The following is an 8,283-nucleotide window of genomic DNA, read 5'->3' as shown; positions in this document are numbered from 1 at the left end:
AACTTGATGAACGGATGGTCGGCGGCGAGATCCTCTAGACCTGAACCTTCTACCCAGCGCCGTGCCGCGTCGGCGACGTGGGAGATGTCGGAGGTTTGCCCGTGCGCCTGCTGCCGCYCCTTCCAGTTGAATGACAGCAAGTATGAGCCATCGTTATCGATCACGTTTACGAATCGTTCCCCAACCGAAAGGACGGCTACTGCAGTGCCGGCCGAAGCAATGCCCACCGTAAATTTCAGCGCAAGRGAGTGATCCAACTCGCCGTTAAGCGCACCAACCAGATTCTTCTCAGACATTGGCGCATCCRTTCCYATTCCAGTACGCCTCGCATGGCCGAAGTGACATTCGAACCGTTCAGGTACCAAGTTATCCGGCCAGCAAGATTCGGATTTCGGAAGGATTTGAGCATAATCTGTCTCATTTCCCAGTCCGTACCCGCGTTGCCCCTCCAGCCTCCCGGCCCGCTCCCACGCCTTGCCGCCGCCTCGAAGATMTCTCTGGGACCCCAACCCGCCTTCGCGTCGAGCCCRCCTAGGTCGACGGCGATGTTCATCCCATCATTACCGAGTGCATTCTGAACTTCGTTCACCCATTGCGGATTACCGTTCTCCCCGATGTTGGCGTATGCCTTGCCATTGAAATGGACTCCATTCAACTTCTCGGCGAGCGGGACTCCCAGCTCCGCTCTACCGAGAACAACCGTGTCTCCCACCTGCGGGTGGTATCCGGTGACAATGCCGGTATCTGCGCATGCGCATGCGCATGTCGCATCATGCCGAGGGCGAGAGCCACCGCAATTGTGCACCAGGACTGGATCATTGAGCTCTTTTCATCGTGATCAAGGGCGGTTGAGCAGGTAGGCGGGGGTGGCGTGTCGATTGTCCGGATAGGACGAAGCTCCCGGTAGGACAGCAGTCGACCAAGACGCACTGCCCAGCACGGGAGCTTCGTTGCTGACCTATCCTGCCAGCATCCCGCTGTCCACGCGCAGCCTGACCCGCCTGACCGAGCTGATCCGCGACCGCCGACGTGCGCTCGACGGCCGCTGGCGGAGGCTGCCTGCGCAGCAGCAGGCGCTGATGGCCCTGGCCCATCTGCGCAACGGTGACACCCTCACCCGCCTCGCGGCCGGCTTCGAGGTGTCGGTGGCCACCGTGTGGCGGTACCTACGCGAGGCCGTCGACCTGCTCGCCGCCTGCGCCGACGACCTCACCGCCGCTATGCGTCGGGCTGCCCGGTTGGCGTACGCGATCCTCGACGGCACGCTGATTCCCATCGACCGGGTCGCTGACCAGCGGCCCTACTACTCCGGTAAGCACAAGCGCCACGGGGCGAACGTGCAGGTCCTGGCCGACCCGGCCGGGCGGTTGGTCTGGGCGTCGGCCGCGCTGCCCGGCGCGGTCCACGACCTCACCGCCGCCCGCACCCACGGCCTGATCGACGCGCTGAACAGCGCAAACGTGCTGACCTTCGCAGACAAGGGCTATCAGGGAGCCGGCGGAAGCGTGCGCACGCCGTTCAAGCGCCACCGATACCGACCGAAGCTGTCCCGCCGCCAGCGGGCCGTCAACCGTGGTCATGCCCGGCTCCGCGCCCGCGGCGAACGAGCCATCGCCACGCTGAAGACCTGGAAGATCCTGACCAAGCTGCGTTGCTGTCCCCGCCGCGCTACGGCGATCGTGCAGGCCATCCTCGTCCTGCACCGCGCCGAGACCAACCGCTACACAGGATGAAAACGGCTCACTACATCGCCAAGCCGGTACAAGCCCCAGACGTGTCCGGCATCCTCGAACGGCTCGGCAGCCACCCGAGCACCCAAGGATCGTCGCCAGGAGAGAACGATGCACACCGATGACGAACTTGGTTGCCGTACCGCGTAAACGGGGGGTTTTCGGGGGGCGGTTCAAATCTCCATAGAAGAAAATCAAAGCCCTGACCAGTGTTTCCGCTGGTCAGGGCTTCTTCTTTGTCGGGACGGCCGGATTCGAACCGACGACCCCTTGACCCCCAGTCAAGTGCGCTACCAAGCTGCGCCACGTCCCGATGCCCCCGCCGGGTCTCCCCTGCGGCAGCCGGTACAGCTTAGCGCAGGATCTTCGCACCGTGCGCAGAGGCCCCTCCCGCGCCGCGCGCCACACCCCCTAGAGCATCCTAGGAGGGTGTGGCGCGACAACACGAAGAGCGGCAAGTAGAGCGTCAGCCGTGGGCCTTGCCCCGGCCGCCGGGGCCGAGCTTCTTGCGCGGGCGTACGGAGATCTCGATCGGGCTGCCCTCGAAGCCGAACTCCTCGCGGAGCTTGCGCTCGACGAAGCGCTGGTAGCCAGCGTCCAGCGGGCCGGTGGTGAACAGCACGAAGCGCGGCGGCGCCGCCCCAGCCTGGGTGGCGAACAGGATGCGCGGGGCGCGTCCGCCGCGTACCGGGTGCGGGGTGGCCTGGACCAGCGCGGTGAGCCACTGGTTGAGCTGCGCGGTCGGGATGCGCGTCTCCCAGCTCGCGAGGGCCTTGCGCAGCGCGGGTGCGAGCTTGTCGACGGCGCGGCCGGTCTTGGCGGACAGGTTCAGCCGGATCGCCCAGGGGATGCGCCGCAGCTCGCGGTCGATCTCCTTGTCCAGGTAGTAGCGGCGGTCGCCGTCGACCAGGTCCCACTTGTTGAACGCGATGACCAGCGCCCGGCCGGACTCGACGACCATGGTGAGGATCCGCTGGTCCTGCTCGCTGATCACCTCGCTGGAGTCGATCAGCACCACGGCGACCTCGGCCGCCTCGATCGCCGAGGCGGTACGCAGGCTGGCGTAGTACTCGGTGCCGCTGGCCTTGCCGACGCGCTTGCGCAGACCGGCGGTGTCGACCAGCTGCCAGGTCTCGCCGCCGATCTCGACCAGGCTGTCGACCGGGTCCACTGTGGTGCCGGCGACCGAGTCGACCACCGCCCGCTCCTCGCCGGAGAAGCGGTTGAGCAGGCTGGACTTACCGACGTTGGGGCGGCCCACCAGCGCCACCCGGCGCGGGCCGCGCGGCCGGTTCTCCACGATCGCGGGCGCCTCGGGCAGCGCGTCGAGGATGGCGTCGAGCAGGTCGCCGGAGCCGCGGCCGTGCAGCGCCGAGATCGGGAACGGCTCACCGAGGCCGAGCGACCACAGCGAGGTCGCCTCCATCTCAATGGTGGTGTTGTCGGCCTTGTTGGCGATGAGGATCACCGGCTTGGCGCTGCGGCGCAGCATCTTCACCGCGGCCTCGTCCACGTCGGTGGCGCCGACCATGGCGTCCACCACGAACAGCACCACGTCGGCGGTCGCCACCGCGGTCTCGGCCTGGGCGGCGATGGCCGCGGCCCGGTCCTTGGCGTCGGGCTCCCAGCCGCCGGTGTCCACCACCGTGAACGCCCGGCCGTTCCACTGCGCGTCGTAGGGCACGCGGTCCCGGGTCACGCCGGGGATGTCCTCCACGACCGCCTGCCGGCGGCCGATGATGCGGTTGACGAGCGTGGACTTGCCCACGTTGGGGCGGCCGACCACGGCCACCACGGGCTGCGGGCCGGCCGGCTCACCGGAGTCGACCTCCGGCTCGCGCAGCTCCACCCAGCCTTCGAAATCCTGGCTCACGCGGCACCCCGCTCCGTGAGCATCTCGCGCAGGCGGGCCACTACCTCGTCGATGCCCAGCTCGGTGGTGTCCAGCACCACCGCGTCGGGGGCCTGCTGCAGCGGGTTGACCTTGCGGGTCGAGTCGAGGCGGTCCCGGCGGGCCAGGTCCGCGGCGGTCGCCGCGACGTCGGCGGCGTCCTCGGCGCTGCGCCGCTTCGCGCGCGCCGCCTCGGAGGCGGTCAGGTACACCTTCAGCTCCGCGTCCGGTGCGACCACCGAGCCGATGTCCCGGCCTTCGACCACGATCCGGCCCGCGTCGGCGATCACCCGCCGCTGCCGGTCCACCAGCAGCTCGCGTACGGCGGCGACGGCGGCCACCGCGGACACGGCGGCGGTCACCTCGGCGCCGCGGATGGCGGTGGACACGTCGGTGCCGTCGACCGTCACGGCGTACCCCTGGGGGTCGGTGCCGATGCGCAGGTCGGCCTCGGCGGCGACCTTGGCCACCGACTCGGTGTCGGTGAGTTCCACGCCGGAGCGCAGGACTGCCCAGGTCAGCGCCCGGTACATGGCGCCGGTGTCGAGGTAGCGGGCGCCGAGGCCCGCGGCGAGTCGCCGCGACACGGTGGACTTCCCCGAACCGGACGGCCCGTCCACAGCGACCACACATCGCCCGGCCGGTACGTTCTCCTCCACCGTTGTCCTCCTCAGCCCGTACCTCGCGGGTCGCCCGGATTCCCGGGCGCCGTTGAGCGGATGGTTCTGTCGTCAATCATGCCCGCGCCGCGCGGGCGTCCCGCCGGGCGGCACGCGCCGGCCCGCGGACCGCGTCGAAGCCTACCGGCAGCCGTACCCCGATCGGCGGGTCAGTCACCCACGGCCTTGAACAGGGCGGCGACCTCCGCGTTCGTCAGCCGCCGCAGCCGCCCGGTGCGCAGGTCGCCGAGCTTGATCGGACCGATCGAGGTACGGATCAGGCGGGACACCGGGTGTCCCACCTCGGCCATCAGGCGCCGGACGATGTGTTTGCGCCCCTCGTGCAGGGTCAGCTCCACCTGGGCGGTTTTGCCGAGCGTGTCGACCAGCTTGAACCCGTCGACCTTCACCGGCCCGTCCTCCAGCTCGACGCCGGCGGCGAGGCGCTTGCCCAGGTTGCGCGGGATCGGCCCGGCCACCTCGGCGAGGTAGGTCTTGAGCACCTCGTACGACGGGTGCATGAGCTTGTGCGCGAGGGTGCCGTCGTTGGTGAGCAGGAGCAGGCCCTCGCTGTCGGCGTCCAGTCGCCCGACGTGGTAGACCCGCTGCTCCAGCCGCGCGCCGATGAAGTCGGCCAGCTCGGTGCGGCCCTTCTCGTCAGCCATGGTGGTGACCACGCCGCGCGGCTTGTTCATCGCCACGTAGACCAGGCGGACATCGGCCTGGAGCCGCTCCCCGTCGACGACGATCACGTCGCGGGCCGGGTCGGCCTTGTCGCCGAGCTGCGCCACCCGCCCGTTCACGGTGACCCGGCGCCGGAAGATCAGGTCTTCACAGGCGCGCCGGGAACCCACCCCCGCGGCGGCGAGCACCTTCTGCAGGCGCTCGGCGCCCTCGTACACGGGGGCGTCGGGCTTCGGGGCACGGTCATCGCGTCGCATCGGCAAGCTCTTCTACGTCGTCGGGAAGGAACGGGGCCAGCGGCGGCAGGTCGTCCACCGAGTTCAGCCCCAGCTTCTCCAGGAACATGGTGGTGGTCCGGTAGAGGTAGGCGCCGCTGTCCGCTTCGGTGCCGCACTCCTCGACCAGGCCGCGACCCACCAGGGTACGGAGCACCCCGTCGCAGTTGACACCCCGGATGGCCGAGATGCGCGAACGGGTCACCGGCTGCCGGTAGGCGACCACGGCGAGGGTCTCCAGCGCGGCCTGGGTCAGCCGCACGGACTGCCCGTCCAGTACGAACCGCTCGACGTAGGTGGCGTATTCCGGCCGGGTGTAGAGACGCCAGCCACCCGCCGCCCGGCGCAGGTCGAACCCGTGCCCGGCGGCGGTGTACCCGGCGGCGATCTCGTCGAGCATCGCGCCGACCCGTTCCGGGGACTGCTCCAGGACCTCGGCCAGGACCAGCTCGCTGACCGGCTGGTCCACCACGAGCAGGATCGCCTCCAGGGCGCCGCGCAGCTCCGCGTCGTCCAGGACCGGCGCGGGCGGCGGTTCCGGCGCGGCCCGTCGGCGTCCCCGCTTAGCGGGTACGCCCTCAGCACCCGCTCCCCCACCCGCCCCCGGCGCCGCGTCTCGCGCGGGCAGGCCGACGTCTCCCCCGGCGTCGTCCGTCCCGGCCTCTCCCGAGATCTTGGTACGGTCCCGCCCTCCGAGGGGCGTCCCCGTACCAAGATCCCCCTGAACCGTGGCGATCTTGGAAGGAATGGGCCCCTCTGAGGGCCCTTCGCTTCCAAGATCCGCCGAGGAATCCGGTGTCGCGTCGAGATCTGCTTCCCGGGAATCGGTGGTGTCCGGGATGTCGGGGTCCGGGTGCTCGGCCGGTGCGTCGGAATCGTCCGGGGCTGGCCGGGGCGGGGCGGGACGCTCCCACGGGGGCACCCATGCGGCGGCCTGGTCGGCCAGGGAGTCGCGGCGTTCCTGGTCGTTCATCCGTTCACTCCTGCGTCGGTGCGTGTTCGTCCGCCGTCTCGCTGGGCACGGCGGCGTCGGATGCGGCATCTGCGGCGACGTCGCCCGGCACGGCGGCGTCGCTCACCCCGGCGCCGACGTCGGCCGGAGCAGCCGCGGCGTCGGCCGGTGCGGCGGGGACGGACGTGGTCGTGGGTTCGGGGCTGCCGGCGTACTCGTCGACTGTCAGCTCGGCCTCGCCGTCGACCGGGCCGGTCCAGCGGACGGTCAACTCCTCCAGCGCCTGCTCCTGCACGAACGCCACGAGACCCTGCCGGTACAGCTCCAGCAGCGCCAGGAACCGGGCCACCACCTCGAGCGTCATCTCACAGTCGGCGCAGAGCAGCGAGAACGTGGCGATCCCGGCGCGGCGCAGCCGGTCGGCGATGATGCCGGCGTGTTCGCGGACGCTGACCCGGACCATGTGCACGTGTGCGATGGACACCTCGGGCACCGGTTTCGGGCTCATCGCCTTGACCGCGAGCTTGCGCAGCCGCTCGGGACCGATGCCGAGCACCAGGTCGGGCAGCGCCTCGGCGTACCGGGGTTCGAGCGTGACCGCCCTCGGGTAGCGCCGTCCGCCGACCGCCTCCAGCTCGGCGATGTGCGCGGCGGCCTCCTTGTACGCCTTGTACTGCAGCAGCCGCGCGAACAGCAGGTCCCGCGCCTCCAGCAGCGCCAGGTCCTCCTCGTCCTCGACCTCGGCCGAGGGCAGCAGCCGGGCCGCCTTCAGGTCGAGCAGGGTGGCGGCGACGAGCAGGAACTCGCTGGTCTCGTCCAGGTCCCACTGGTCGCCCATCGCCCGCAGGTACGCGATGAACTCGTCGGTGACCTTGTGCAGCGCCACCTCGGTGACGTCCAGCTTGTGCTTGCTGATCAGCTGGAGCAGCAGGTCGAACGGGCCGGTGAAGTTGTCCAGCCGGACCGTGAAGCCACTGGTCTGCTCGCCGGTGCCCGCGTCGGCGGGCACCACACCGTCGACCTCGGCGGCCAGCTCCGCGGCTACGGCGGGGTCGCCGGCGCCGTGTGGCGGGTCGAGGGGCGGTGCGGTCACCGGGAAACCGTAGACGACGCGGCGGGCGGCCGGCGTGCGCCCTACCGGTCCGCCTGGGCGGCGATGACCTCCCGGGCCAGCTGCCGGTAGTTGCGCGCGCCGGAGGAGGCCGGGTCGAGGGTGGTGATCGGGGCGCCGGCCACGGTGGACTCGGGGAACTTCACCGTCTTGGTGATGACGGTCTGGTAGACCTTGTCGCCGAACGCCTCGACCACCCGCTGCAGCACCTGGCGGCAGTGGGTGGTGCGGCTGTCGTACATGGTGGCGAGGATGCCTTCGAGCTCCAGGTCGAAGTTGAGCCGCTCGCGCACCTTGTCGATGGTGTCCAGCAGCAGCGCGACACCGCGCAGGCTGAAGAACTCGCACTCCAGCGGGATGAGCACGCCGTGCGCGACGGTGAGCGCGTTGATCGCCAGCAGGCCCAGTGAGGGCTGGCAGTCGATCAGGATGAAGTCGTACTCCTTGCGGATGGTGCGCAGCACCCGCGCCAGGGCCATCTCCCGGGCGACCTCGTTGACGAGCTGGATCTCGGCGGCGGAGAGGTCGATGTTGGCGGGCAGCAGGTGCAGCCCGGCCACGTCGGTCTTGATCAGGACGTCCTCGGCGGTGACGTCGTCCTGCATCAGCAGGTTGTAGACCGACAGGTCCAGGTTGTGCGGGTTGACGCCCAGCCCGACGGAGAGGGCGCCCTGCGGGTCGAAGTCGACGAGCAGCACCTTGCGGCCGTACTCGGCCAGGGCCGCGCCCAGGTTGATGGTCGTCGTGGTCTTGCCGACGCCGCCCTTCTGGTTGGCCATCGCGATGATCCGCGCCGGGCCGTGCCGGTCGGTCGGCATGGGTTCGGGGATCGGCTTGCGCATGGTGTACGCGGCCGGGTCGGCGGGGCCGAGATCGGCGCCGAGCGTCGCCTGCTGCTCACGGAGCTCCGACGTCCAGGTCTCGGCACGGTCACCGTTTCCTGCCATGTCCTCGTTGCCCCCTCCCGACGACCACCCGGCG

The 8,283-nt window shown here is 70.1% G+C and carries 8 protein-coding genes and 1 tRNA gene; 1 reads left to right on the top strand and 8 read right to left on the bottom strand.

Features of this window, described 5'->3' with window-relative positions; translation table 11 throughout:
• A partial coding sequence (locus tag A8711_RS32125) for a hypothetical protein (protein ID WP_141707677.1) occupies positions 1–296 on the bottom strand: 296 nt, incomplete at its 3' end.
• Positions 297–950: 654 nt separating this feature from the next.
• Here A8711_RS32125 and A8711_RS21530 point away from each other — a divergent pair.
• Positions 951–1,733, top strand: a complete 783-nt coding sequence (locus A8711_RS21530; protein ID WP_069089182.1) for a transposase family protein — start codon at positions 951–953, stop codon at positions 1,731–1,733.
• Between the two features lie 236 nt (positions 1,734–1,969).
• Here the strand turns inward: A8711_RS21530 and A8711_RS21525 are convergent.
• From A8711_RS21525 to A8711_RS21495, 7 genes are all read right to left on the bottom strand, one after another.
• Positions 1,970–2,043 (bottom strand) — tRNA-Pro (locus A8711_RS21525).
• A 153-nt stretch (positions 2,044–2,196) separates the two neighbouring features.
• Positions 2,197–3,579 carry a ribosome biogenesis GTPase Der gene (gene der, locus A8711_RS21520; RefSeq protein ID WP_176722856.1) on the bottom strand — a complete coding sequence of 461 codons (1,383 nt, stop codon included), beginning with the start codon at positions 3,577–3,579 and terminating at the stop codon, positions 2,197–2,199.
• Between the two features lie 20 nt (positions 3,580–3,599).
• Complete coding sequence (gene cmk / locus A8711_RS21515) at positions 3,600–4,280, bottom strand: (d)CMP kinase (protein ID WP_064446391.1); 681 nt, start codon at positions 4,278–4,280, stop codon at positions 3,600–3,602.
• Between the two features lie 170 nt (positions 4,281–4,450).
• Positions 4,451–5,221, bottom strand: a complete 771-nt coding sequence (locus A8711_RS21510; protein ID WP_043324891.1) for a pseudouridine synthase — start codon at positions 5,219–5,221, stop codon at positions 4,451–4,453.
• A complete protein-coding gene (gene scpB / locus A8711_RS31650; RefSeq protein ID WP_083297065.1) occupies positions 5,208–6,212 on the bottom strand; it encodes an SMC-Scp complex subunit ScpB in 1,005 nt (334 codons plus the stop codon). Before scpB ends, A8711_RS21510 begins: the two co-directional genes overlap by 14 nt.
• A gap of 4 nt (positions 6,213–6,216) precedes the next feature.
• The gene (locus tag A8711_RS21500; protein ID WP_069089181.1) at positions 6,217–7,284 is read right to left on the bottom strand and encodes a ScpA family protein; all 1,068 of its coding nucleotides are present in this window, start codon (positions 7,282–7,284) and stop codon (positions 6,217–6,219) included.
• A gap of 41 nt (positions 7,285–7,325) precedes the next feature.
• The gene (locus tag A8711_RS21495; RefSeq protein WP_013285595.1) at positions 7,326–8,249 is read right to left on the bottom strand and encodes a ParA family protein; all 924 of its coding nucleotides are present in this window, start codon (positions 8,247–8,249) and stop codon (positions 7,326–7,328) included.
• Between the last annotated feature and the right edge of the window lie 34 nt (positions 8,250–8,283).

Source organism: Micromonospora sp. II (assembly GCF_001709195.1).
GTDB lineage: Bacteria > Actinomycetota > Actinomycetes > Mycobacteriales > Micromonosporaceae > Micromonospora > Micromonospora chalcea.
The sequence above is the reverse complement of the archived record's forward strand: the minus strand, read 5'-3'. Positions and strand labels throughout refer to the sequence as shown.

Bases quoted from the DNA above. Each gene is read 5' to 3' on its own strand.
- scpB (WP_083297065.1), bottom strand. From the start codon at position 6,212: ATGAACGACCAGGAACGCCGCGACTCCCTGGCCGACCAGGCCGCCGCA.
- A8711_RS21495 (WP_013285595.1), bottom strand. From the start codon at position 8,249: ATGGCAGGAAACGGTGACCGTGCCGAGACCTGGACGTCGGAGCTCCGT.
- A8711_RS21510 (WP_043324891.1), bottom strand. From the start codon at position 5,221: ATGCGACGCGATGACCGTGCCCCGAAGCCCGACGCCCCCGTGTACGAG.